Source organism: Rhodococcus sp. K11/5, assembly GCF_055193735.1.
This window is the reverse complement of the sequence record NZ_CM143721.1, coordinates 3,268,559-3,293,532: the sequence shown is the minus strand read 5'-3', so window position 1 is coordinate 3,293,532 and position 24,974 is coordinate 3,268,559. Positions and strand designations below refer to the sequence as shown.

Sequence of the window (24,974 nt, the reverse complement as noted above, 5' to 3'; positions counted from 1 at the left end):
GTGGCGATGGATCAGGGCGACATCTTCGCCCTCGACGAGGACGAGCGCGCCATCTCGGACACCGCCGCGGAGTTCGCCGCGGAATTCCTCGCGCCGCACGCCGTGGAGTGGGACCGCGACAAGCACTTCCCCGTCGACGTGTTGCGCAAGGCGGCGGCGCTCGGCATGGGCGGCATCTACGTCGCGGAGGACGTGGGCGGCTCGGGTCTGCGCCGAGTCGACGCCGTGCGCATCTTCGAGAAGTTGGCCACGGGCGACCCGTCCATCGCCGCGTACCTGTCCATCCACAACATGGTGGCATGGATGATCGACACCTACGGAACGAACGAGCAACGGCAACAGTGGCTTCCGGCGCTCTGCACCATGGATCGTCTCGGTAGCTACTGCCTCACCGAGCCGGGAGCCGGTTCCGACGCGGCCGCGCTGTCCACCAAGGCGGTCCGTGACGGGGACGATTACGTCCTGACCGGGGTCAAGCAGTTCATTTCCGGGGCCGGGGCGTCCGAGGTCTACGTCGTCATGGCCCGCACCGGCGGGTCCGGACCGTCGGGAATCTCGGCGTTCGTCGTCGAGAAGGACACCGACGGCCTGTCGTTCGGCCCCAACGAGGTCAAGATGGGCTGGAACGCGCAGCCCACCCGCCAGGTGGTCCTCGACGGTGTGCGCGTCCCGGCGGCCAACCTCCTGGGCGGCGAGGGCAACGGATTCAGGATCGCGATGAACGGGCTCAACGGTGGGCGCATCAACATCGCGGCCTGCTCGCTCGGTGGCGGGGTCGCCGCGTTCGACGGCGCGGTGCAGTACCTGGCCGACCGCCGCGCCTTCGGCTCCCGGCTGCTCGATGCCCAGGCACTGCAGTTCAAGTTGGCCGACATGCGCACCGACCTCGAGGCGGCGCGGGTGCTGCTTCTGCGGGCCGCCAGCGCGTTGGACGCCGATGCACCGGACAAGGTGCAACTGTGTGCGATGGCCAAGAAGTTCACCACCGACACGGGGTTCACCGTGGCCAACGACGCGCTGCAACTGCTCGGCGGCTACGGCTACCTCAGCGAATACGGACTGGAGAAGATCGTGCGAGATCTGCGAGTGCACCAAATTCTCGAAGGAACCAACGAGGTCATGCGCATCGTCATCGCGCGCTCGGTGGTGGCGGCGCTGTGAGCGACGGGGCTGTGGGCAACGGCGAGGTTCTGCTGTCCGTCGACCGAGGCGTCGCCACGATCACCCTGAACCGACCGAAGGCGATCAACGCCATCAATCAGGCCATGGTGACCACCATCGACGCGGCTCTGATTGCCTGGGAGACCGACCCGCAGGTTCGGCTCGTGGTGATCACCGGAGCCGGGGAGCGCGGACTGTGTGCCGGCGGAGACATCGTCTCCATCCACGACGACGCCCGGAGCGCCGGTCCCAATGCGCGCCCCGCGGACTCGGCCACGGCCAGGTTCTGGCGCGACGAGTACATCATGAACGCGCGCATCAACCGCTACGCGAAACCGGTCGTCTCCTTGATGGACGGCATCGTGATGGGCGGCGGTGTGGGAATCGCGGCGCACGCGTCGGTTCGCATCGTCACGGAACGGTCGAAGGTCGGAATGCCCGAGGTGGGCATCGGATTCGTCCCCGACGTCGGCGGTACGTACCTGTTGTCCCGGGCTCCGGGCGAGGTCGGCACGCACGTCGCGCTGACCACCGCCCGCATGACCGCGGGCGATGCCATCATGGCCGGGTTCGCGGATCACTTCGTGCCCTCCGATCGGCTCGACGATTTCGTCGAGGCACTGCACACCGGGACGGTCGACACTGCGTTGGCACTCGCCGAGGACGCTCCGCACTCGCCGCTCGCCGATCAGCGGACCTGGATCGACGAGGCCTATCGCGGTGACGACGCGGTGGCCGTCGTCGCCGCGTTGCGCGCTCACGGTGACCCCGCCGCCGCGGCCGCGGCCGACGACATCGAGTCGAAGTCGCCCACCTCGGTGACGGTGACGCTGCGATCGCTCCGTCGGGCCGCCGACGCCCTGTCGCTCGACGAGGTGCTCGACGAGGAGTACCGGGTGTCCGTCGCGTGCCTGTCGTCGCCGGACCTCGTGGAGGGCATTCGGGCCCAGGTGATCGACAAGGACCGCTCCCCGTCGTGGTCGCCGGCGCGCCTCGCCGACGTCACCGCGGCCGACGTCGACCGCTTCTTCGCATCACTCGGCGACGCCGATCTCGGTCTCTCCGACGTCTCCACATCCAACAGTTCGGAAGGACAGTCATGAGCATCGTCGCGTTCCTGGGTCTGGGTCACATGGGCGGGCCGATGGCCGCCAACCTCGCGGCCGCGGGGCACGAGGTCCACGGTTTCGATCTGGTTCCCGCCGCTCTGGAGGAGGCGCGCAGTCGGGGCATCACCGTGGCGTCGTCGGCCGCGGATGCGGTGGCGAACGCGGACGTCGTGCTCACCATGCTGCCCAGCGGTCGGCACGTCCTCGATCTGTACGAGTCGATCCTGCCGTCCGCCAAGGCCGACACCCTGTTCGTGGACTCCTCCACCATCGACGTCGCCGATGCTCGGTCGGCCGCGGAGGCCGCGTCGCACGCGGGTCACCGCGCGGTCGACGCGCCGGTGTCCGGCGGTGTCGGGGGTGCCACCGCCGGCACCCTGACCTTCATGGTGGGCGGTTCGGACGCGGACGTCGCGGAGGCGACCCCGCTGCTGGACGTGATGGGACGCAAGGTCGTCCACTGCGGACCCAGCGGTAACGGTCAGGCGGCCAAGCTGTGCAACAACATGATCCTGGGGGTGTCGATGATCGCGGTGAGCGAAGCCTTCGTCCTCGGCGAGAAGCTCGGTCTGACGAACCAGGCACTGTTCGACGTGGCCTCCACCGCCTCCGGACAGTGCTGGGCGCTGACCACCAACTGCCCGGTGCCCGGCCCCGTGCCGACCTCGCCGGCGAACAACGAGTACCAGCCGGGCTTCGCCGCGGCGCTGATGCGCAAGGACCTCGGTCTGGTCGCGGAAGCCGTGCGGGCCAACGGGGTCGACGCACAGATGGGGATGCTGGCGGCCGCGATGTACACCGAGTTCGCCGAATCCTCGGGCGGTAAGGACTTCTCGGGCATCGTCGAGGACATCCGGCAGAAGTCGGGGGAGACGGCGTGAGCGATCACGAGACCATCCTGGTCGGCACCCACGGCCGAGTCGGCCTGATCACACTGAACCGGCCGAAGGCGCTCAACGCGCTGAACTCCCAGCTCATGACCGAAGTCGTCTCGGCGGCAACCGCATTCGATCGCGACCCGAACATCGGCGCCATCGTCGTCACGGGTTCGGACCGGGCGTTCGCCGCCGGTGCCGACATCAAGGAGATGCAGGCCAAGACGTACATGCAGGTGTACGCCGAGGACTTCTTCGCCGAGTGGGAGCGCTTCGCATCCGTCCGCACACCCACCGTCGCCGCCGTGAACGGGTACGCGCTCGGTGGTGGGTGCGAGCTCGCGATGATGTGCGACATCCTCATCGCGTCGGACACGGCCCAGTTCGGGCAACCCGAGATCACGCTCGGAGTCATTCCGGGAATCGGTGGCTCGCAACGGCTCGCACGCGCGGTCGGCAAGGCCAAGGCGATGGAGATGTGCCTGACGGGTCGCCGGATGGACGCGACCGAAGCCGAGCGCGCGGGACTGGTCTCGCGCATCGTGCCCTCCGGCGAGCTGTTGGACGAAGCGATGTCGACGGCGACGACGATCGCCTCGATGTCGCTGCCCGTGGCCATGATGGCGAAGGAAGCGGTGAATCGATCCTTCGACACCACCCTTGCCGAGGGGATCAGGTTCGAGCGCAGGCTCTTCCACTCCTCGTTCGCCACCGAGGACCAGAGCGAGGGCATGGCGGCGTTCACCGAGAAACGGTCACCCGACTTCCGGCACCGCTGATCGGCCGAGAGCAACGGACGGGTCGACACTCACCAGGTGGGGGTCGACCCGTCGTCCTCGAAGTCTCCGGCCCGCCGGCGCACCCGCGCCAGAATCGAGACGAGCGTGTCGAGTTCGCTCTCGGCCACCCCGGGCCGGGTGAAGACCTCCGCGTTGAGTGCTTCCGTCGCCTCCTTGGACAGGCTCCGACCGGTGTCGGTGATCTCGACGAGCGTCGTCCGGCGATCGGTGGGGTGGGGGACGCGTCGAACCAGGCCCGCCTTCTCGAGGCGGTCCACCCCGTTCGTCACGGACGTGGGATGCACCTGGAGCCGCGCGCTGGCCTTGGCCATCGGGAGGGCGCCGGTCTTGGTGAACGTCAGGAGCGTCAGCAACTCGTACCGTGCGAACGTCAACCCCGTCGGCTTGAGCACTTCCTCCACTCGCGCCATCATGATCTGCTGCACGCGCATGATCGACGTGACCGCAGCCATGCCGTCGGCGGCGTCCGACCACCCGTGGCGGGACCACTGTCGATGGGCCTCGGCAATCGGGTCGAGCGGAAGCTTCGGCGCGGACGTCATGGGTCCCATCTTCCCACGTCGCGGCGCTCGTTCCGCGGATCCGGCGGCGCCCCGCCGCAGCGACCTTCGATATCACTCGCAACATCAGCACCATGCGTCACTTCGGTATCGGTACGATCTCGATGGGCGCCGGGGGCGAACCGCGTGGTCCACTATCGGGAGACCGCTCGCCCACACCCGTCTGCTCGAGGAGTTCTTCATGCGTACACCCCGTCGATTCCGGCGATCCGTCGCCACGATGGCGATGGTCTGCGCCGGCGCGTTGACGCTGCCGGCGATCGCGTCCGCAGATCCCGCCCCCACCGACCCGCTCCAGCAGGCCCTCTCCGCGCTCGAGGCGTCCGGTAGCGCCGGCGACGCGCTCGACGCGGGGCGTGCCGTCTTCGCCGCGGCCCCCGAGGTCGCCGTCGCCGAACCGGCCGGAAGCGATCCGTTGGCGCTGCTGAACTCCGCGAACGCGCTCATGACCGGGTTCGGACTGACCCCGTTCTTCTACCCGACGGCGGCGATCAACTGCTCCGCCATCCCCGGCGTGCCCCTGGGCGTCGTTCCGGCCGTCGCGGGTGCAGCCGGTGGGCCGTACACCCCGCGCATCCCCGGAGTGGCCATTCCCGCGATCCCCGGCATCGACACCCGGATCGCCGATCCCGGCGAGACGCTCTACGCGTTCGTCCCCGCGCCCGGCGGCATCGTCGACGACGGAGCGAACAAGTCCGGCATGCAAGTGGCGTGGTTCAACGTCAACACCCTGCAGGGCGGCTTCGCGGACATGGGCGGCGTGACCGACGTGATCCTCGACGAGATCATCGATCCGTTGCCGGAGCCCATCAAGGGCCTCGCCGCCGGCTTCGTGACGGCCAACCTGGCGTCGTTCCCCAACGCCGGCGTGCGTCTGGCGCCCGTGGCCACCGGATCCGGAACGGTGCTCTCGGCCGTGTTCGGTCAGGTGACGCACGGCGGCAAGACCTGCGCGTTCTTCCCGACGGTCGGACTCACCACCGTTCGCTGATCGTCGAATTCGGGTGCCGGTCCGACAACCTCGGGGCCGGCACCCGTTCTTCGTAGACTGGTGGGATGCCGTCCGAACACCCCTGGAGCGCCGACGGAATCCGCGGCGTGATCCACGAGCCGGACGGTTCGCCCACTCTGGTCGTGGTGCTCTCCCACGGGGCCGGAAGCAATTGCCACGCACCGATTCTCGTCGCCGTGGCCGACGAGTTGGCACGGCGTGGTGCCCTGGTCGCGCGAATCGATCTCGCGTTCCGGCAGCAGCGGGAGAAGGGCCCACCCAACCGTGCGCGCGCCGCGGAGGACCGCGAGGGACTGGCACGGGCCGCACAGGCCGCGCGGCAATGGTCACCGTCGACTCCGCTGATCCTGGGCGGGCATTCCTACGGGGGACGACAGGCGTCGATACTGCTCGCGGAGCGCCCCGAACTCGCCGACGGGCTGCTGGCGCTGAGTTATCCGCTGCACCCGCCCACGAAGCCGGACACACTGCGCACCGAGCACTTCCCGTCGCTGACGGTGAGATCGGTGTTCGTGCACGGTGTGCGCGACCCGTTCGCCACGAGCGAGGAACTGCGGCGGCACACGGCGTCGATACCTGCGGACACCACCATCGTGTCCATCGAGAAAGCGGCGCACGATCTGGCGCCGACTCGCGCATCGACCGCGACGACCGTGGCCGACGCGGTGACGGAGAATTTCGAAAAGTGAGTGCCCCCGGCAGGATTCGAACCTGCGGCCTTCCGCTCCGGAGGCGGACGCTCTATCCCCTGAGCTACGGGGGCAAGCCGGTGAACACCGACGTGCCGTTGACGGGCTGACACAGACTATCGCATCGGCGGGGTGTCGTTCACCCGGCCCGGCTCGGGTGGCGGTGCCACCCGAGCCGTCGGGCGATCTACAGGGGAGTCGATCCCTTGTCGGTCAACATCTGTGTCATCAACTGCGATTCGCTGGTCTGCGTGTTCACCATGGTCTGCGCGAGGTTGCGCACCGCGGCGACGCTCGCGTGGGTGGCGCCGTACTCCATCATCTCGATGCCGCCCTCGTGGTGGCGAAGCATGAGCTGCAGGAACAGCACGTCCTTCGCCTCTCCGGTCGCGGCACGGAGGTTCGTCATGTCCTCGCTCGTCGCCATGCCCGGCATCGCCGCCACCGGGCCCGTGTCCGACGCCATCGCCATACCGTGCGAGCCGTGGCCCCCGTCCTCGGTCATCCATCCCATGTAGCCGCCACTGGGCAGGGGAGCGGCGTTCCACAGGGCCAACCAGCCCTGCATCTGACCCACCTGGTTCTGCTGCGAGGTGAGGATGTCGTAGGCGAGGTTGCGGACCAGCGGATCCTCCGCGCCCGTCAGTGCGATCGTCGCCATCTCGATGGCCTGGTTGTGGTGCACCGTCATGTCCTGCGAGAAACCGACGTCGACGGAATCGGCGCCCGGAATCGGACGAGGTTCGTCGCCGATCGGGATTCTCGCCAGTACCCCGACCGCGAAGCCGACCACCAGGAGTGCGACGACGCCGAGAACGATCAGCGCGGTGCGCTGACTCCTCTTCGGGGCGGCGGACTCCCCGCGGAGCTCACCGGTGTCCTGATCGATGGTCACGGTGCGGGAACGGTGTCGGCGGGTGCCGGAAGGTCACTCGGCAGCTGCAGGTCGCCCGGCAGCTCGGTGATGTTCTCGGTGGAGTCGGGCGTGATGCCCGCCCCGTCCATCGGCACCGCGTCGGGCCCGGGGGGAGTCGGATCGAAGGGCGGCGGGTTCTCGGGATCGTAGGTGGCCGGGGTGGTGGAGCAGCTCGCGCCGACCTCGGGGTACGCGAAGCGGTTCAGACGAAGCGCGGCGATGAAGTGATCGATGCGGGCGTCGTCGACGCTGTCGAGCTTGAGCTGGCGGCCCCAGGACTGCAGCGAGACGGGCGAATCGAGACCGGGGTACGGGGACATGAGCATGTACTGCTCGCCGTCGACCCGGCCGGCGAGGGTCTCGACCTGGTCCTCGCTCAGCTCGTCCGGGTTGTAGGTGACCCACACGGCGCCGTGCTCGAGGGAGTGCACCGCGTTCTCGGTACGGATCGGCTCCGGGTAGACCGTGCCCATGCAGTTCGCCCAGATCTGATCGTGCGGTCCACCGAACGGGGGGGACTGGTCGTACGCCACGCGCTGGGTTCCGGACACGTGGAGCGCGGCCGGGTAGTCGATCATCTGCACGCCCTCGATGTCCGTCGAGGGATCCTGGTTCTCCTCGGTCGGCGCGAAACGCTGTGCCTCGGCCTGGTCCTGGTACTTGGGCACGAGGTTGATCGCGAGAGCGGCGATGAGACCGAGGACCACCACTGCGGCACCGAGCGTGAGCCACGGGATCTGCCGACTCTTGCCGGCCTTGCCGGCGCCGGCGGGAACGCCGCCCTTGCTCTTGCTGCTCTTCTTGCCGGCAGCCTTGATGGCTTTGGCGGACTTCTTGTCGGAACCGCTTGGCATGGTCGTCGGTGCTCTTTCCTCGTGGGCGCTGGTGTGTGTTTCGAACGCGTCATCTGCTCAGGGCATCACCACTGTACGGACGAAGCCTGAGTCTTTGCTGATCCACGGCGGTGGCGGTGAGATCGTCCGCGGGGACACCGATGACGCGGCGGTGTCGGTGCAGACCATAGGATAAGACCCCGTGACTCCCGCCGAACTCGCCGAACTGCTGCGTGCCACCGCGGCGACCGTGCTCTCCGAGCGCGGACTCGATCCCGCCGTGTTGCCCGACGTCGTGACGCTGGACCGTCCGCGCAATCCGGAGCACGGTGACTACGCGTCCAACGTCGCGATGCAGGTGGCCAAGAAGGCCGGTGTCTCGCCGCGTGATCTCGCGACGTGGTTGTCCGAGTCGCTGGCTGCCGTCGACGCCGTCGACGCCGTCGAGGTCGCCGGGCCCGGATTTCTCAACATCCGGCTCGCGAAGTCCGCCCAGGGAGCGATCGTCGAGCGGGTACGGACCGAGGGCGAGCAGTACGGATCGTCCACCGAACTGACCGGCACGCGCATCAACCTGGAGTTCGTCTCGGCCAACCCCACCGGCCCGGTGCACCTCGGGGGAACCCGGTGGGCAGCCGTCGGCGATGCTCTCGGTCGCATCCTCGCCACCCGCGGCGCCGAGGTCACCCGCGAGTACTACTTCAACGATCACGGCGCGCAGATCGACCGGTTCGCGCGGTCGCTCGTGGCGGCGGCGAAGGGGGAGCCCGCGCCGGAGGACGGGTACGCGGGCGAGTACATCGCGGAGATCGCCGCTGCCGTGGTCGCCGCCCGGCCGGACGCGATGGAACTGGCCGACGCCGAACGGCAGGAAGTGTTCCGTGCGCTCGGTGTCGACGCGATGTTCACGCAGATCAAGGCGAACCTGCACGAGTTCGGCACCGATTTCGACGTGTACTTCCACGAGAACTCGCTGTTCGAATCGGGTGCCGTCGAGCGTGCGGTGGAGACCCTGAAGGGTTCGGGGAATCTGTACGAGAAGGACGGCGCCTGGTGGCTGCGCAGCACCGAGTTCGGCGACGACAAGGACCGGGTGGTCGTCAAGAGCGACGGCAACGCGGCCTACATCGCCGGTGACATCGCCTACTTCCAGGACAAGCGTTCGCGCGGATTCGACCTGTGCATCTACATGCTGGGCGCCGATCATCACGGCTACATCGGCCGACTGAAGGCGGCGGCCGCGGCGTTCGGTGACGATCCCGCCACCGTCGAGGTTCTCATCGGCCAGATGGTCAACCTGGTCCGCGACGGTGTCGCGGTCAAGATGAGCAAACGGGCCGGCACCGTGATCACGCTCGACGATCTGGTGGAGGCGATCGGAGTGGACGCCGCCCGCTACGTGATGGTGCGGTCGTCCGTGGACTCGTCCATCGACATCGACCTCGCGCTGTGGGCCAGCAAGAGCAACGACAATCCGGTCTACTACGTGCAGTACGCCCACGCCCGGCTGTGTTCGCTGGCGCGCAACGCGGTCGATCTCGGCGTGGTGAGCGACGATCCGGATTTCGCCCTGCTGGTCCACGAGAACGAGGGCGATCTGATTCGCACCATCGGCGAGTTCCCCCGAGTGGTGGCGAGCGCGGCGTCCCTGCGCGAGCCGCACCGCATCGCGCGGTACCTCGAGGAGTTGGCCGGTTCCTACCATCGCTTCTACGGAGCGTGTCGAGTACTTCCCCGCGGAGACGAGGACCCCATGCCGGTACACACCGCCCGCCTCGCGCTGGGCAACGCCACTCGCCAGGTCCTGGCGAACGGCCTCGCTCTCCTCGGCGTCGGCGCACCGGAGCAGATGTGAGCGCGCATCCCGCCGGACCCCGGCACGCCGAGTCGCTTCCGGCCCCCGGCGCGCCCGAGCGTCCCGCGACGGCCGAGCTGACGACGCTTCCGGAATCGGTCTTCCCGCGTGGTGCCCGCCGCGGCGACGACGGTGTGGTCACGCTCGCCGGTGTCTCGGTGACCGACCTGGCCGCCGAGTTCGGCACACCGCTCTTCGTGATCGACGAGGACGATTTCCGCTCCCGATGCCGCGAGATGGCGACCGCTTTCGGCGGCGCCGAGCGAGTCCACTACGCCTCCAAGGCTTTTCTCTGCGGAGAGATCGCCCGATGGGTGGCCGACGAGGGTCTGTCGCTGGACGTCTGCTCCGGCGGAGAGCTGGCCATCGCACTGCATGCGGGCTTCCCGGCCGACCGAATCGCCATGCACGGCAACAACAAGTCGCGCGCGGAACTCGAAGCCGGAGTGTCGGCCGGCGTCGCCCACGTGGTGCTCGACTCCATGATCGAGATCGATCGCCTGGACGAGGTCGCGGCGGCGGCGGGCACCGTGCAGGACGTGCTGATTCGCGTGACCGTGGGCGTCGAGGCGCACACCCACGAGTTCATCGCGACCGCGCACGAGGACCAGAAGTTCGGCTTCTCCCTGTCCGACGGGTCCGCGATGGCGGCGGTCGCCCGCGTCTTCGAGACCGACAACCTCCGACTCGTCGGCCTGCACTCGCACATCGGCTCGCAGATCTTCGAGGTCGACGGATTCGAACTGGCCGCGCACCGTGTCCTGGGTCTGCTCCGGGACATCCTCGGCAAGTACGGCCCCGAGAAGACGTCGCAGATCACCGTCGTCGACCTCGGTGGCGGTATGGGCATCCACTACGTGCCGGGTGACAGTCCACCGCCGATCGACGAACTGGCGGCGAAGCTGCGGGGGATCGTCGAGACGGAATCGTCGTCCTTCGGCATCGCGACCCCCACCCTCGCCGTGGAGCCCGGTCGAGCCATCGCCGGCCCGGGCACCGTCACCCTCTACGAGGTGGGCACCGTCAAGGACGTCACCGTCGGCGCCGCCCTGACCCGTCGGTACATCAGCGTGGACGGTGGAATGAGCGACAACATCCGGACCTCGCTGTACCAGGCGGAGTACGTCGGCCGCCTGGTCTCGCGCGACTCCGAGGCCGCACCCACCCTGGCGCGGATCGTTGGAAAGCATTGCGAGAGCGGCGATATCGTCATCCGTGACACGTGGCAGCCCAGCGACCTCGGTCCGGGCGATCTGTTCGCGGTCGGCGCCACGGGCGCGTACTGCTACTCGATGAGCTCGCGATACAACCTTCTTCCCCGTCCGGCTGTCGTCGCCGTACGGGATGGTGAGGCCCGACTGGTGCTTCGCCGAGAAACGTTCGACGACCTGATCGGCTTGGAGGTAACCCGGTGACCATTCAGGATGCCGATAACGCATCGTTCGTCAGCCCGGTGGACAAGCCCCTCGGTGTGGCGGTCCTGGGCATGGGCAACGTCGGAAGCGAGGTCGTGCGGATACTGCTCGACCACGCGACCGATCTGACCGCCCGCGTGGGGGCACCGCTGGTGCTTCGCGGTGTCGCCGTGCGCGACATCGACCGCGATCGAGGAATCGATCCCGAGCTGCTCACCACCGACGTGGCGGGACTGGTCGCTCGCGACGACGTCGACCTGGTGGTCGAGGTCCTCGGCGGTATCGAGCCCGCTCGCGAGTTGATCCTCGCCGCGCTCAACGCGGGCAAGTCCGTGGTCACCGCCAACAAGGCGTTGCTCGCCGAATACACGGGCGAACTCGCGGACGCCGCCGAGCGGCACCGCGCTGACCTCTACTTCGAGGCCGCGGTCGCCGGTGCCATCCCGGTCGTGCGCCCGTTGATGCAGTCGCTCGCGGGAGATCGCGTCGATCGCGTCATCGGCATCGTCAACGGCACGACGAACTTCATCCTGTCCGCCATGGACGAGACCGGTGCGGATTACTCGGACACCCTCGCCGAGGCCGGCCGCCTGGGATACGCGGAAGCGGACCCGACGGCGGACGTCGAGGGGTACGACGCCGCCGCGAAGGCCGCGATTCTCGCCTCGCTCGCGTTCCACACCCGGGTGACCTCCGCGGACGTGCACCGCGAGGGAATCTCGGGCATCACCGCCTCGGACATCGCGACCGCGCGCGCGTTCGACTGCACGGTCAAGCTGCTCGCCCTGTGCGAACGGGTCGCGGACGAGGACGGCAACGATCGCATTTCCGTTCGCGTCTACCCGGCGCTGGTTCCGCTCTCGCACCCGCTCGCTGCCGTGAGCGGCGCGTTCAACGCCGTGGTCGTCGAGGCGGAAGCGGCCGGGCGACTCATGTTCTACGGCCAGGGCGCGGGCGGTGCTCCCACCGCGTCCGCGGTCATGGGTGATCTGGTGATGGCGGCGCGCAACAAGTTCTACGGCGGGCGTGGCCCGGGGGAGTCGACCTACGCCAAGCTCCCCATCGCCTCGATGGGCGACACACCGACTCGGTACCACGTGAACATGCAGGTCGCGGACCGTGCCGGGGTTCTCTCCGCCGTGGCGGCCGAGTTCGCCAAGAACGGCGTCAGCATCTCCACCGTGCGGCAGGAGGGTGCGGACGCGTGCGCCCGTCTCGTGGTGGTCACGCACCGTGCGAAGGACTCCGCGCTGGCGGCTACCGTGGCCTCACTGAGCGAACTCGACATCGTTTCCGCAGTGACCAGCGTTCTCCGGTTGGAAGGCACGTCCGAATGAGCACCAGCGCAACAGACCGCACCGCCGTCCACACCCCGTGGCCGGGACTGATCGCCGCGTATCGGCACCGGTTGGCGATCGGACCGGATTGGGTCCCGATCACGCTGCGCGAGGGCGGTACGCCGCTGTTGCCCGCCGCCCGGTTGTCCGAGATCACCGGTTGCGAGGTGCACGTCAAGGTCGAGGGGCTCAACCCCACCGGTTCGTTCAAGGACCGGGGTATGACCATGGCCGTCACCGACGCCCTCGCTCGCGGTCAGCGGGCGGTGCTGTGCGCATCGACCGGCAACACCTCGGCCTCCGCCGCCGCCTACGCCGCGAAGGCCGGCATGACCTGTGCGGTGTTGATTCCGCAGGGCAAGATCGCGATGGGCAAGCTCGCGCAGGCCGTGATGCACGGCGCCAAGATCGTCCAGGTCGAAGGGAACTTCGACGACTGTCTGGAGCTGGCGCGCAAGACGACGGCCGAGTTCTCCACCATCGGTCTCGTCAACTCCGTCAATCCGGTGCGCATCGACGGCCAGAAGACGGCGGCGTTCGAGGTGTGCGACGCACTCGGTCGCGCACCCGATGTCCACGTTCTGCCGGTGGGCAACGCCGGCAATATCACCGCCTACTGGCGCGGCTACTCCGAGTACTACGCGGACGGTGTCACCTCCGTGCTCCCGCGCATGCTCGGAGTGCAGGCGGCCGGCGCGGCCCCGCTGGTGAACGGTTCGCCGGTCAAGAACCCGGAGACCATCGCCACCGCAATCCGAATCGGTTCTCCCGCGTCCTGGAACGGTGCGGTCACCGCGAAGGAAGAGTCCGGTGGCGCCTTCCGTGCCGCCACGGACGAGGACATCCTCGAGGCCTACCGCCTCCTCGCCTCGACCGAGGGCATCTTCGTCGAGCCGGCGTCCGCGGCGAGCATCGCCGGTCTGCTGGCCGCACACCGGGAGGGGTGGCTCGAGAAGGGGTCCACCGTCGTGTGCACCGTGACCGGCAACGGCCTCAAGGACACCGACACCGCTCTCCTCGGAATGCCTGCAGTGCAACCGATCCCGGTCGATCCGGTGGCCGTGGCGTCGGCGCTCGAGCTGGCCTGACGGTGGTGAAGGTTGCTGTGACGCAGACTCTGCCGACCGGCGCCCGCGCCCGTGCGCTCGTTCCGGCCTCGAGTGCCAATCTCGGCCCCGGGTTCGACTCGCTCGGCCTCGCCCTCGGTCTGCACGACGAGATCGAGGTGACGGTTGCCGCGTCCGGTCTGGACATCGACGTCGAGGGTGAGGGTGCCCACGATGTTCCCTGGGGCCCTTCGCATCTCGTCGTGAGAGCCATCGAACGCGGACTCGAGTCCGCGGGTGTCTGGGCCGACGGCCTGTCCGTGCGCTGCCGCAACCGCATCCCGCACTCGCGAGGTCTCGGCTCGTCGGCCTCGGCGGTGGTGGGCGGTCTGGCGGCCGCGAACAAACTGGCGGCGTCCGTCGATCCGTCGCTCGCACTGTCGGTCGATCAGATGGTGCAGTTGGCATCGGAGTTCGAGGGGCACCCGGACAACGCGTCCGCGAGTGTCCTCGGTGGCGCCGTCGTGTCGTGGAGTCTGGAATCCGGACCGCCGGAGGGTCCGCGCTCCTACGCCGCCGCCCGAGTCGATGTTCATCCCGACATCGGTGCCACGGTGCTGATCCCGTCGGTGCGCTCCTCCACCGCGCACACACGTGGTCTGCTACCGGATCTCGTTCCGCACCGCGACGCCGCGTTCAACGTCAGCCGAGCGGCGCTCGCCGTGGTCGCGTTGAGCACCCGGCCGGACTTGCTGCTCCGCGCCACCGAGGATCGATTGCACCAGCCGTACCGAGCCTCCGCTCTGCCGTCGACCACCGAGTGGATCGCGACGTTGCGTCGTCACGGACACGCTGCGACCGTGTCCGGGGCCGGGCCCACGGTCCTCGTGCTCGGCACGTCGTCGCTCTCGCGCGAGTTGGTGGATCAGGCCGAGGACGACGGTATGACGGTGCGCGAACTCGAGATCGCGCAGGGCGTCGTCGTCGACTGACGCCCCTCGTCGGGCGGGCGCGCCGCGGTCCGCGACATTCTTGCTCGCTCCGCTCATCGCGGCTATTGTGGTCTGCAGTCCGTACGTCGTGCGCTGCAAGCGCCGATCTTTCCAGGGCGTCCATTCCCGGCAACATCGCCAGACTCGGCTCGGTCATCCGAAGTCACCACTTCGAGACCGTCGGTCGGGGAGTGTTCACCTCCTGGGTCAGCTTCCGTTCTTCCGCCCGACGCGAAGTGCGTGACATCCGAGCTCGATACGTGATTCGAGCTACGGGACGAACCCTCGATCTGCGCACCTGGCGCGCGAGGGAAGGAAAGGACCTCCGTGACCGATACGGACATGACTGCTGCTCCGGCCACCGACCCCGAGACGGCATCACGTGCACCGCGCGCATCGCGTCGCGGTGCCGGACTCTCCGGGATGGTGCTCACCGAACTTCGCGGGCTCGCCTCCGAGCTCGGCATCAAGGGTGTTTCCGGGATGCGCAAGGGCGACCTGGTGTCGGCCATCGAGTCGAAGCAGGTCGCACCGCCGGCCGGTGGCGCCGACGCCCCCGTCAAGGGCCGCAGCCGCTCCGCTGCGCGTGTATCCGAGAACGCACCCACCGAGAGCGCACCCACCGAGGCTCGACAGACCGAGACCCCGCAGACCGAGACCCCGCGCGCGACGGCTCCGTCCAGCGACTCGCCGAAGGCCGATGCGTCTCGCACCGATGCCTCCGACAACGCTCCGGCCTCGGGCGAGAACGACCAGAACGAGGGATCCGACGGACCGCGTCGCACTCGCAGCCGGCGTGGAGCGTCGCGCCGCGCGGGAGCCGCGGAGTCGTCGTCCGACGGTTCCGACGACACGCAGACCACCGAGCGCGGAATGGATTCGAACGCCCCCTCGCCGACGTCCGACGACGCGTCCGGTGACGACAACGACGGTCAGAACGACCGTCAGGGCGGAGACCGCCCCCGTCGCGAGCGCGGCAACCGCAACCAGGGCGACCGCAACCAGGGTGATCGCAACCAGGGTGATCGCAACCAGGGTGATCGCAACCAGGGCGACCGCAACCAGGGCGATCGCAACCAGGGTGATCGCAACCAGGGTGATCGCAACCAGGGCGACGGCGACCGGCAGGGTCGTAACCGCAACGATCGCAACAACAACGATCGCAACGATCGCAACAACAACGATCGCAACAACAACGATCGCAACGATCGCAACAACAACGATCGCAACGATCGCAACAACAACGATCGCAACGATCAGAACGATCGCAACAACGGTCCTCGTGAGGACCGCAACAACGGTCCTCGCGACGACGAGGACGGCGACGGTCGCGGCCGACGGGGGCGTCGCTTCCGGGAACGTCGCCGTGGACGGGATCGCGACGGTTCCGGCTCGGGTGGCGGGCAGGACCGCGATCAGCGCGAGCCCGAATTGCGCGACGACGACGTCCTGCAGCCGGTCGCCGGAATCCTGGACGTTCTCGACAACTACGCGTTCGTCCGGACCTCCGGTTACCTGGCGGGGCCGAACGACGTCTACGTCTCCATGAACATGGTCCGCCGCAACGGTCTGCGTCGCGGTGACGCCCTGACCGGTGCGGTTCGGGTGGCCCGCGAGGGCGAGCAGAACAACTCGCGGCAGAAGTTCAACCCGCTCGTGCGGCTGGACACCGTCAACGGTGTCGCGCCGGACCCGTCGCGACGGCGTCCGGAGTTCAACAAGCTCACCCCGCTCTACCCCAATCAGCGACTGCGTCTCGAGACCACGCCGGACATCCTCACGACGCGCATCATCGACCTGGTGATGCCTATCGGCAAGGGACAGCGCGCGTTGATCGTGAGCCCGCCCAAGGCCGGTAAGACCAGCGTGTTGCAGTCGATCGCCAACGCGATCGCGGTCAACAACCCGGAGTGCTACCTCATGGTCATCCTCGTGGACGAGCGTCCCGAGGAAGTGACGGACATGCAGCGCAGCGTCAAGGGTGAGGTGATCGCGTCGACGTTCGACCGGCCGCCGGGCGATCACACCTCGGTGGCGGAACTCGCCATCGAGCGAGCGAAGCGTCTCGTCGAGGACGGGCGCGACGTCGTGGTTCTGCTGGACTCGATCACCCGCCTCGGTCGGGCGTACAACAACAGTTCGCCGGCGTCGGGACGCATCCTGTCCGGTGGCGTCGACTCCACCGCGCTGTACCCGCCCAAGCGCTTCCTCGGTGCGGCCCGCAACATCGAGCACGGCGGCTCCCTGACGATCATCGCGACGGCCATGGTCGAGACCGGTTCCACCGGTGACACCGTGATCTTCGAGGAGTTCAAGGGAACCGGTAACGCCGAACTCAAGCTCGATCGCAAGATCGCCGAGCGTCGGGTGTTCCCCGCGGTGGACATCAACCCGTCGAGCACGCGTCACGACGAACTGCTTCTGAGCCCGGACGAGGCCGCCATCGTGCACAAGCTTCGCCGCGTGCTCTCGGGACTGGATTCGCACCAGGCCATCGACCTGCTGGTCGACCGGTTGAAGAAGAGCAAGAACAACGTCGAGTTCCTCATGGAGGTCTCGAAGACGGCTCCGGGTTCGGGCAACTGACACGCGCCGACCCCGCCCGGAACAACCGGCGGGGTCGGTGGGTTGAACGATTAGTCCGAGCCATCGGCGCTCTGGCATACTGAACAGCCGAGTCCGGTTCCGGTTCACGTCTCGACAGGCGAGGCGACCCGGCGACCACGAACAGAAACGGTAAGGAACATCATGAAGGCTGGCATCCACCCCGACTACACCACGACCACCGTCGTGTGCGGTTGCGGACATACTTTCGAGACCCGTAGCACCAATTCGGCCGAGCGCATCAACGTCGAGGTCTGCTCGCAGTGCCACCCGTTCTACACGGGCAAGCAGAAGATCCTCGACACCGGCGGCCGCGTTGCTCGCTTCGAGGCTCGCTACGGCAAGCGCGCCGGCGCCAAGGCCGACGCCGACAGCTAGCTCGTTCGCCGACGCCCGTCCCGACTCCACGTCGGGACGGGCGTCGGCTTTTTTCTGTCTCCGGCCGCGCCGACGCGCGGCCACCCACCGCTCGATTCCGGGAGGAACCCATGGCCGGCTCCACTTCTCCGTCGGCCATCGACGACATCCTGGCCGAGCACGCCGGGTTGGAACGGGACCTGTCGGACCCGTCGCTGCACGACGACCCTGCGGCCGCGCGCCGGGCCGGTAAGCGATTCGCCCAGCTCGCCCCGATCATGAGCGTGCACGCTCGGCTGTCCGCCGCGCGGGACGATCTCGAGGCCGCGCGGGAACTCGCCGCGGACGACGCGAGTTTCGCGGCCGAAATCCCTGCGCTCGAGGCCACCGTCGACGAACTCGACAAGACCCTGACGGATCTGTTGGCGCCGCGTGATCCCCACGACGGTGACGACATCGTGATGGAAGTGAAGTCGGGCGAGGGCGGCGAGGAGTCGGCACTGTTCGCCTCCGACCTGGCGCGCATGTACGTCCGGTACGCCGAGCGGCACGGGTGGCGCGTCGACATTCTCGACGCGACGGTGTCGGACCTCGGGGGCTACAAAGAGGCCACGCTGTCCATCAAGTCGAAGTCCGACAGCGCCGACGGCGTCTGGTCGCGCTTCAAGTTCGAGGGCGGCGTGCACCGCGTGCAGCGGGTTCCGGTCACGGAGTCCCAGGGGCGCGTGCACACCTCCGCGGCCGGAGTCCTGGTGTACCCGGAGCCCGACGAGGTCGAAGCCGTGCAGATCGACGAGACCGACCTCCGGGTCGACGTGTATCGCTCCTCGGGCAAGGGTGGTCAGGGCGTCAACACCACCGACTCCGCCGTCCGGTTGACCCACCTCCCCACGGGGATCGTCGTGACGTGCCAGAACGAACGCTCGCAGCTGCAGAACAAGGCACGCGCGATGCAGGTTCTCGCCGCGCGCCTGCAGGCCGCGGCCGACGAGGCGGCCGATGCCGAAGCCGCCGCCGGTCGCGCGAGTCAGGTTCGCACGGTGGATCGATCCGAGCGCATCCGCACGTACAACTTCCCGGAGAACCGGATCGCCGATCACCGCATCGGGTTCAAGGCCCACAATCTCGACGCCGTTCTCGACGGGGACATGGACGCCCTGCTCGACGCTCTGGGCGTCGCCGACCGTCAGGCGCGCCTGCAAGCGGAGTGATCGACCGTCGTCGACGCGTGCGAAGCTGTACCGGTGAGTCGAGTCCCGCTTCGCCTGGAGATCGTCGAGGCGACCAAGATCCTGGCGGAGGCCGGTGTACCGAGTCCTCGGGTCGATGCCGAGTTGCTCGCCGCGCATCTGCTGTCCGTTCCGCGCGGACGGTTGGGACTGACCCCGCTCGTCGACCCCGAGATGGCCGACGCCTACCGCGCGACCGTCGCCCAGCGTGCGCAGCGAATTCCGTTGCAGCACATCACCGGAACGTCGTCGATGGGCGACATCGACGTCGAGGTCGGGCCCGGTGTCTTCGTCCCGCGGCCCGAGACCGAACTTCTCTTCGCCTGGGCCCTGGCCTTTCTGGAGACCGTCGACACCCGGCCACCCGTCGTGCTCGATCTGTGCACCGGGACCGGGGCGCTCGCGCTCGCCATCGCCCACGCCCGGCCCGACGCGGTGGTCCACGCCGTGGAGAAAGATCCGCACGCCCTGGCCTGGGCCCGCCGCAACGCGGATCTGCAGGCCTCGCGCGGAGATACGGCGATCACCCTGCACCACGGAGATGCGACGGACCGAACACTGCTCGGTTCGCTCGATTCCGGTGTCGACCTCGTTGTGACCAATCCGCCGTACGTTCCCGACGGTGCGCAGCTCGAACCCGAGGTGGCGGACCACGATCCGCACGTCGCGCTCTTCGCGGGTCCGGACGGTCTGTCCGTGATCGAGCCGATGATCGGCAACATCGCCCGATGGCTCCGCGTCGGCGGGGGAGTCGGTGTGGAGCACGATGATTCGCACGGAGACCGGGTGGTGAAGGCGTTCACCGACCGGGCGGTTTTCGCGGACGTCTCTCAGCACCTCGATCTCGCCGAGCGCCCGCGGTTCGTGGTGGCTCGACGGGTGACGCGCCGGACCTAGCTGCGCGAGGCGCGCGCGAGCCGCGGTGGCAAGATGGGCCGGGTGTCCACCGTCTACGACTGCTCCGAACCCGCGTCCCGCGCCGCCGGCCTCGATGCTGCGCGGCGGGCCCTGTCGTCCGGTCGCCTCGTGGTGATGCCCACCGACACCGTCTACGGAGTGGCCGCCGACGCGTTCGACAGCGGCGCGGTGTCGGATCTGCTGCGCGCCAAGGGGCGCGGTCGCGACATGCCCGTTCCGGTGCTGGTGGGCTCCTGGACGACCATCGACGGACTGGTCCTCGGCGTCCGCCAAGCCGCGCGTGACCTGATCCAGGCGTTCTGGCCGGGTGCACTGTCCCTGGTCGTGCACCAGGCGCCGTCGTTGTCCTGGGATCTCGGTGACGCTCGGGGGACGGTGATGCTCCGGATGCCGCTGCACCCCGTCGCTCTGGAACTCCTGCGCGAGGTCGGTCCACTCGCCGTCTCGAGTGCGAACGTCTCGGGTCGGCCGCCCGCGGTGACGGCGGCGGACGCGCGGGAGCAGCTCGCCGAGTCGGCCACGGTCTACCTCGACGGCGGACCGGCGGAGCACGCACTCGCCTCGACGATCGTCGACCTGACGGGAGACTCTCCCCGCATCCTGCGCGAGGGTGCCGTGTCCACCTCGGCCGTCGCCGAGGTACTCGGCGTCGGCGCCGACACCCTGGTCGCCGGAAGCGCGTGACCGACGGCGGAGCGGGAGTTCCCATTCGGGAACTGCTCCTGGTGATGCTCACCGCGGCGGTGGTGACATTTCTGCTGACGGGAGCGATCCGGCTCGCCGCCCTGAAGTTCGGCGCGGTGGCCGTGCCGCGCGAGCGCGACGTCCACGTCACCCCGACCCCGCGCCTCGGCGGCGTCGGCATCTACTTCGGTCTGCTGATCGCGCTGCTCTTCGCACAGAATCTACCCGCTCTGACCAGGGGCTTCGAGTTCACCACCGACGTCCAGGCTGCGCTCGTGGCCGGATTCATCATCATGCTCGTCGGGGTGATCGACGACCGGTGGGGACTCGACGCGCTCACCAAGTTCGCCGGTCAGGTGACCGCGGCCGGCGTACTGGTGTTGATGGGGGTCAGCTGGTTCCTGCTGTTCCTGCCATGGGGCGGGGACAACGGGACCGGTGGCCAGACGGTCATCCTCGACCAACTGCAGGCGGGCCTGGTCACGGTGCTGATCACGGTCGTCATGGTGAACGCGATGAACTTCATCGACGGACTCGACGGTCTCGCCGCCGGGTTGGGCTTCATCGCCGCCGTGGCCATCTGCATCTTCTCGGTCGGCCTGCTCAACGAGCAGGGCGGCGACGTCAGCGCATATCCGCCCGCCATGATCGCGGCGGCGCTGGCCGGTGCGTGCCTCGGTTTCCTGCCGCACAACTTCCAACCCGCACGGATCTTCATGGGCGACTCCGGGTCCATGGTCATCGGTCTCATGCTGGCCGCGATCTCGACCAGTGCGTCGGGCCGAATCAGCATCAGTGCCTACGGCTCTCGTGACCTCCTGGGTCTGCTCACACCCCTGCTCCTGGTGGGTGCCGTGATGCTGATTCCGATGCTCGATCTTCTTCTGGCCGTCGTCCGTCGAACCCGCGCCGGGCGCAGTCCGTTCAGTCCCGACAAGATGCACCTGCACCATCGGTTGCTCCAGATCGGCCACTCCCATCGACGCGTCGTGCTGCTCATCTATCTGTGGGTCGGCGTGCTGGCGTTCGGGGTGGTGGGCGCATCCCTGATCGATCGTCGGCTCGTGGTTCTCCTGGTGGCGGGCGGTCTGGTGTTCGCCCTGGTCGTGACGGCAGTCCCGGCGCTCGACACGAATCGAAGCACCCGCGGTCGTCCTCGCGGACAGGACGGCTGATGTGCGGTCTCGGTGCGCGCGGGGGAGCGGGAGTCCGTTTCGCCGGAGTCCGTTAGGGTCGAGCATCGTGACATCTTCGGAATCCGAACACTTCGTCCCGGAACCCCTGCCCGATGCCACCGAAGCCCTGCGCCGGGCCGTGCGGTACGGCTCGTTCGGTGTCCTCGCCCTCGCTGCGGCGGGCGTTCTCGTCGGTGGACTGGCCGCCGGACTGCCGGGTGTGTGGGGAGCTCTCCTCGGCGCCGCCGTGGGCGGTGGCTTCGTCCTCATCACCGGGGTGACCGTCCTGGCGTCCGCCAAGCTGCCGCCGACCACCGCGATGGTGGTGGTGCTCGGGAGCTGGTTGGTCAAGATGGCGGTCGCGCTGATCGTCCTCGGTCTGCTCGGTTCGCAGACGTTCTACGACCGGACGACCTTCGCGGTGGTGACGGTGGGAGCGCTGGTCCTGGTGCTGGGTGCGGAGGTCTGGGGGATCCTCAAAAGCAAGATGCTCTACGTCGACGAAAAGCCCTCCGACCCACACTGACCTGCAACGATGCGTGGAGGCCCCCGTCTACACAGCGTCGTAGATGTCTTGTTATGCTGTGGTCCAGGTGACACGGAAGTCGCAGTCCTCGATCGGCCGCGACCATCGTGTCTCGCTCGGGGACTGCCGCGCGCAGCCTCCGGCTCGACCGAAGTGCCGAGGTCGGAAGTGATCCCCCAGGGGGTGTCGCTGACGTGCTCGCGGGTCTGCGTTCTCAGCCAGCAGATCGCCAACGCCAGATCGAACCGCCATAGTCAGATCGAACCGCAGCTCGCGAAGAGCCGCGGCCCGACCACGGGAGAGACCGCTGAGCGTCATATTCACGGCCCAGGGCTACACCCCGCCCACGCTGTCCGACTTCAACCCGCCGGCAATTCTGTTCGGCGGAACGCCGTTCGAGATCGACCGTCTGATCATGCTCAGGCTGATCATGTGCGCGGCCCTTCTCCTCTTCTTCGTTCTCGCGCTGCGGTCGCCGAAGCTCGTGCCGCGCGGCGTCCAGAACGTGGCCGAGTTCGCGATCGATTTCGTGCGGATCAACATCGCCGAGGAAATTCTCGGTAAGGAGCAGGGACGTCGTTTCCTGCCCGTCATCGCCACGATCTTCTTCATCGTGCTGGCGACCAACTTCTCGGCGATCCTGCCGTTCATGAACATCTCGTCCAACGGCCGTATCGCCATGCCGATGGTGCTGGCGCTGTTCGCGTACTTCACCTTCCTGTACGTCGGCATCAAGAAGTACGGCTTCTTCAAGTACTTCAAGAGCAGCATCGTGGTGCCGGACGTTCCGAAGGCGTTGCACGTTCTTCTGATCCCGATCGAATTCATTTCGACGTTCGTTCTTCGCCCGTTCACGTTGATGGTCCGTTTGATGGCCAACATGCTCGCCGGCCACATTCTGCTGGTGCTGTTCTTCGGATCGGCGTGGTACTTCTTCTTCGAAGCCGGTAATTTCACGGCCGTGTTCGGTGTGGCGTCGGTGGCTGCGGCCGTCGCGTTCACCTTCTTCGAGATCCTGGTGATCTTCCTCCAGGCCTACGTGTTCGCGCTGCTGACGTCGGTGTACATCGACACGTCGCTGCACGCGGATTCGCACTAGACCATCCACACCACGGCTGGGGCCCGACATTCCCGGCTGCACTGAGAACTGAGCCCACACCGAACCCGGTGCGGGTCGACAGAAAGGGAACAATCACCATGAGCGTCACCTACCTGGCCCAGGAAGCGGCCGAGACCACGGTCAACGGCTACGGCGCAATCGGCTTCGGTCTGGCGGCCATCGGCCCCGGCATCGGCATCGGCATCCTCGTCGGCAAGGCGATGGAGAGCATGGTCCGTCAGCCGGAGATGGCCGGACAGGTGCGAACCACCATGTTCCTGGGCATCGCGTTCACCGAGGCTCTCGCTCTGATCGGCCTCGTCGCCGGCTTCATCTTCTAAGATCCCCGACATGGCAGCCGCAACCATTGCCCTATTGGCCGCGGAGGGGGAAGAGCAGAATCCTCTCCTTCCCGCGATTTACGACATCGTCTGGTCGATCGTCGCCCTGGCCGTCGTCGCGTTCGTGTTCTGGAAGTTCATCCTGCCTCTCGCGCAGAAGGTTCTCGACGAGCGCACCGACAAGATCGAGGGCGGCATCGCCCGTGCCGAACAGGCGCAGGCGGAGGCTCAGGAAGCGCTGCAGCAGTACAAGCAGCGTCTGACCGAAGCTCGCACCGAAGCCGCGCAGATTCGTGAGGACGCGCGTTCGCAGGGTCAGCAGATCATCGACGAGATGAAGAAGCAGGCCCAGGCGGAGAGCGATCGCATCATCGCGGCCGGCAACGGCCAGCTCGTCGCCCAGCGCCAGCAGATCGTCGCCGATCTGCGCAGCGATCTGGGACGCACCGCGGTCGATCTGGCCGAGAAGCTCATCGGTGAGTCCTTGTCCGACGAGGCCAAGCGGGCGGGCACCATCGACCGTTTCCTCGACGAGCTCGACACCGTCGGAACCGACGCCCCGGTAGGGAAGTGACGCAGATGTATGCAACCAGCCGCGAAGCACTGACACGGACCCGTGCAGCGCTCACCTCGGCCATCGATTCCGCATCGTCGGACTCGAAGACCGCGGTCGCGGCGCAAGCCGGAGCGGACCTGTTCGCGGCCGTCGAGGTTCTCGACGGCGCACGCAGCCTGCGCCGGACCCTCGCGGATCCGTCGGCTCCCGAAGCGGCGCGGTCCACGATGGTCGAGCAGGTCTTCTCCGGCAAGGTCGGCGACGCCGCCCTCGCCACGCTGAAGGATGCGGTCGCCAACAGCTGGTCCGCTCCGCGCGATCTTCTCGACTCGCTGGTCCTGGTGGGCCGCGAGGCGATGCTGACCGCGGCCGAGGCGCAGGATCAGCTCGGCACGGTCGAGGACGAGTTGTTCCGGTTGGGTCGCATCGTCACCGGCGATGCCCAACTCGAACGCACTCTCTCCGATCGCACCGTCGAGCCGGCGCACAAGCGCGAGCTTCTGTCCAAGCTGCTCTACGGGAAGGTCACGGCCGTCAGCGAGGCCCTGGCCCTGCAGGCGGTCGGGCGGTTGCGCGGGGCGACACCGTCGGACGCGTTCGACGCGTTGTCCAACATCGCGGCCGATCAGCGCAAGAGCGTGGTCGCGAAGGTGACCAGTTCGGCGGCTCTCACCGAGTCGCAGGAGACCCGTCTGGCCGCCGCTCTGGGTCGGCTGTATGGCAAGACGGTGACCATGCACGTCGAGGTGGACCCCGGTCTGCACGGCGGGCTCGTCGTCCGAGTGGGCGACGAAGTCATCGACGGCAGTGCTTCCGGACGCCTGGACGCGTTGCGAGCACAACTGGGTAGCCCGCCCGCGTGAGAACACCCCAATACTTTTTCGA

25 protein-coding genes and 1 tRNA gene are annotated in these 24,974 nt (G+C 67.9%); 22 read left to right on the top strand and 4 right to left on the bottom strand.

All coding sequences use genetic code 11. From position 1 onward, the window contains the following. Positions 1 to 21: 21 nt before the first annotated feature. From ACY466_RS15480 to ACY466_RS15465, 4 genes are read left to right on the top strand one after another with little or no spacing between them, the layout of a single operon-like run. Complete coding sequence (locus ACY466_RS15480) at positions 22 to 1,161, top strand: acyl-CoA dehydrogenase family protein (RefSeq protein WP_463252321.1); 1,140 nt, start codon at positions 22 to 24, stop codon at positions 1,159 to 1,161. After that, the gene (locus tag ACY466_RS15475) at positions 1,158 to 2,264 is read left to right on the top strand and encodes an enoyl-CoA hydratase/isomerase family protein (protein WP_463246350.1); all 1,107 of its coding nucleotides are present in this window, start codon (positions 1,158 to 1,160) and stop codon (positions 2,262 to 2,264) included. The genes ACY466_RS15480 and ACY466_RS15475 overlap by 4 nt, the downstream gene beginning before the upstream one ends. After that, positions 2,261 to 3,151, top strand: coding sequence for a 3-hydroxyisobutyrate dehydrogenase (gene mmsB / locus ACY466_RS15470; protein WP_463246349.1), 891 nt, complete (start codon positions 2,261 to 2,263; stop codon positions 3,149 to 3,151). The genes ACY466_RS15475 and mmsB overlap by 4 nt, the downstream gene beginning before the upstream one ends. After that, positions 3,148 to 3,924: an enoyl-CoA hydratase gene (locus ACY466_RS15465; protein WP_463246347.1), complete on the top strand. Its 777-nt coding sequence runs from the start codon at positions 3,148 to 3,150 to the stop codon at positions 3,922 to 3,924. Before mmsB ends, ACY466_RS15465 begins: the two co-directional genes overlap by 4 nt. A 29-nt stretch (positions 3,925 to 3,953) precedes the next feature. Here the strand turns inward: ACY466_RS15465 and ACY466_RS15460 are convergent, their stop codons facing one another. Beyond that, a complete protein-coding gene (locus ACY466_RS15460; RefSeq protein WP_463246345.1) occupies positions 3,954 to 4,487 on the bottom strand; it encodes a MarR family winged helix-turn-helix transcriptional regulator in 534 nt (177 codons plus the stop codon). 199 nt (positions 4,488 to 4,686) lie between these two features. Here ACY466_RS15460 and ACY466_RS15455 point away from each other — a divergent pair, with 199 nt between their 5' ends. Together ACY466_RS15455 and ACY466_RS15450 are read left to right on the top strand one after the other, a co-directional pair. Continuing rightward, positions 4,687 to 5,496, top strand: a complete 810-nt coding sequence (locus ACY466_RS15455) for a hypothetical protein (RefSeq protein ID WP_463246344.1) — start codon at positions 4,687 to 4,689, stop codon at positions 5,494 to 5,496. Positions 5,497 to 5,561: 65 nt separating this feature from the next. Beyond that, positions 5,562 to 6,206 carry an alpha/beta hydrolase family protein gene (locus ACY466_RS15450; protein WP_463246342.1) on the top strand — a complete coding sequence of 215 codons (645 nt, stop codon included), beginning with the start codon at positions 5,562 to 5,564 and terminating at the stop codon, positions 6,204 to 6,206. Position 6,207: 1 nt separating this feature from the next. Here the strand turns inward: ACY466_RS15450 and ACY466_RS15445 are convergent. The 3 genes from ACY466_RS15445 to ACY466_RS15435 form a co-directional block, all read right to left on the bottom strand. Further along, positions 6,208 to 6,280: transfer RNA gene (locus ACY466_RS15445), tRNA-Arg, on the bottom strand. A gap of 113 nt (positions 6,281 to 6,393) precedes the next feature. Continuing rightward, the gene (locus ACY466_RS15440; protein WP_463246341.1) at positions 6,394 to 7,101 is read right to left on the bottom strand and encodes a DUF305 domain-containing protein; all 708 of its coding nucleotides are present in this window, start codon (positions 7,099 to 7,101) and stop codon (positions 6,394 to 6,396) included. Continuing rightward, positions 7,098 to 7,976, bottom strand: a complete 879-nt coding sequence (locus ACY466_RS15435; protein ID WP_463246339.1) for a DUF3105 domain-containing protein — start codon at positions 7,974 to 7,976, stop codon at positions 7,098 to 7,100. The genes ACY466_RS15440 and ACY466_RS15435 overlap by 4 nt, the downstream gene beginning before the upstream one ends. Positions 7,977 to 8,157: 181 nt before the next feature. On the opposite strand from ACY466_RS15435, the gene argS reads away from it, so the two are divergent. The 16 genes from argS to ACY466_RS15355 all read left to right on the top strand — a co-directional run bounded on the left by argS (position 8,158) and on the right by ACY466_RS15355 (position 24,952). Beyond that, positions 8,158 to 9,810 carry an arginine--tRNA ligase gene (gene argS, locus ACY466_RS15430; protein WP_463246338.1) on the top strand — a complete coding sequence of 551 codons (1,653 nt, stop codon included), beginning with the start codon at positions 8,158 to 8,160 and terminating at the stop codon, positions 9,808 to 9,810. Next, positions 9,807 to 11,225 (top strand): diaminopimelate decarboxylase, encoded by a 1,419-nt coding sequence (gene lysA, locus ACY466_RS15425; protein WP_463246336.1) that lies wholly within the window; start codon positions 9,807 to 9,809, stop codon positions 11,223 to 11,225. Before argS ends, lysA begins: the two co-directional genes overlap by 4 nt. Continuing rightward, entirely contained in the window at positions 11,222 to 12,562 is a 1,341-nt protein-coding gene (locus ACY466_RS15420; protein ID WP_463246334.1) for a homoserine dehydrogenase, read from the top strand. Before lysA ends, ACY466_RS15420 begins: the two co-directional genes overlap by 4 nt. Next, positions 12,559 to 13,650: a threonine synthase gene (gene thrC / locus ACY466_RS15415; protein ID WP_463246332.1), complete on the top strand. Its 1,092-nt coding sequence runs from the start codon at positions 12,559 to 12,561 to the stop codon at positions 13,648 to 13,650. Before ACY466_RS15420 ends, thrC begins: the two co-directional genes overlap by 4 nt. Before the next feature lie 17 nt (positions 13,651 to 13,667). Continuing rightward, positions 13,668 to 14,600 carry a homoserine kinase gene (thrB, locus tag ACY466_RS15410; RefSeq protein WP_463246331.1) on the top strand — a complete coding sequence of 311 codons (933 nt, stop codon included), beginning with the start codon at positions 13,668 to 13,670 and terminating at the stop codon, positions 14,598 to 14,600. 423 nt (positions 14,601 to 15,023) lie between these two features. Then, positions 15,024 to 17,186 (top strand): transcription termination factor Rho, encoded by a 2,163-nt coding sequence (gene rho / locus ACY466_RS15405; RefSeq protein ID WP_463252320.1) that lies wholly within the window; start codon positions 15,024 to 15,026, stop codon positions 17,184 to 17,186. Positions 17,187 to 17,348: 162 nt separating this feature from the next. Further along, the gene (rpmE, locus tag ACY466_RS15400) at positions 17,349 to 17,582 is read left to right on the top strand and encodes a 50S ribosomal protein L31 (RefSeq protein WP_463246329.1); all 234 of its coding nucleotides are present in this window, start codon (positions 17,349 to 17,351) and stop codon (positions 17,580 to 17,582) included. Positions 17,583 to 17,692: 110 nt separating this feature from the next. Then, positions 17,693 to 18,772 (top strand): peptide chain release factor 1, encoded by a 1,080-nt coding sequence (gene prfA, locus ACY466_RS15395; RefSeq protein ID WP_463246327.1) that lies wholly within the window; start codon positions 17,693 to 17,695, stop codon positions 18,770 to 18,772. Between the two features lie 33 nt (positions 18,773 to 18,805). Next, positions 18,806 to 19,687 (top strand): peptide chain release factor N(5)-glutamine methyltransferase, encoded by an 882-nt coding sequence (gene prmC, locus ACY466_RS15390; RefSeq protein ID WP_463246326.1) that lies wholly within the window; start codon positions 18,806 to 18,808, stop codon positions 19,685 to 19,687. A 42-nt stretch (positions 19,688 to 19,729) separates the two neighbouring features. Next, entirely contained in the window at positions 19,730 to 20,392 is a 663-nt protein-coding gene (locus ACY466_RS15385; protein ID WP_463246324.1) for an L-threonylcarbamoyladenylate synthase, read from the top strand. Between the two features lie 44 nt (positions 20,393 to 20,436). Next, entirely contained in the window at positions 20,437 to 21,567 is a 1,131-nt protein-coding gene (locus ACY466_RS15380) for a glycosyltransferase family 4 protein (RefSeq protein WP_463252319.1), read from the top strand. Positions 21,568 to 21,634: 67 nt separating this feature from the next. After that, entirely contained in the window at positions 21,635 to 22,093 is a 459-nt protein-coding gene (locus ACY466_RS15375) for a hypothetical protein (protein ID WP_463246323.1), read from the top strand. 307 nt (positions 22,094 to 22,400) lie between these two features. Beyond that, positions 22,401 to 23,192, top strand: coding sequence for a F0F1 ATP synthase subunit A (gene atpB / locus ACY466_RS15370; protein ID WP_463252318.1), 792 nt, complete (start codon positions 22,401 to 22,403; stop codon positions 23,190 to 23,192). Positions 23,193 to 23,290: 98 nt separating this feature from the next. Continuing rightward, positions 23,291 to 23,533, top strand: a complete 243-nt coding sequence (locus ACY466_RS15365; RefSeq protein ID WP_463246321.1) for an ATP synthase F0 subunit C — start codon at positions 23,291 to 23,293, stop codon at positions 23,531 to 23,533. A gap of 10 nt (positions 23,534 to 23,543) precedes the next feature. Continuing rightward, positions 23,544 to 24,107, top strand: a complete 564-nt coding sequence (locus ACY466_RS15360) for a F0F1 ATP synthase subunit B (protein ID WP_463246320.1) — start codon at positions 23,544 to 23,546, stop codon at positions 24,105 to 24,107. 5 nt (positions 24,108 to 24,112) lie between these two features. Further along, complete coding sequence (locus ACY466_RS15355) at positions 24,113 to 24,952, top strand: F0F1 ATP synthase subunit delta (protein ID WP_463246318.1); 840 nt, start codon at positions 24,113 to 24,115, stop codon at positions 24,950 to 24,952. The last annotated feature ends 22 nt before the right edge of the window (positions 24,953 to 24,974 follow it).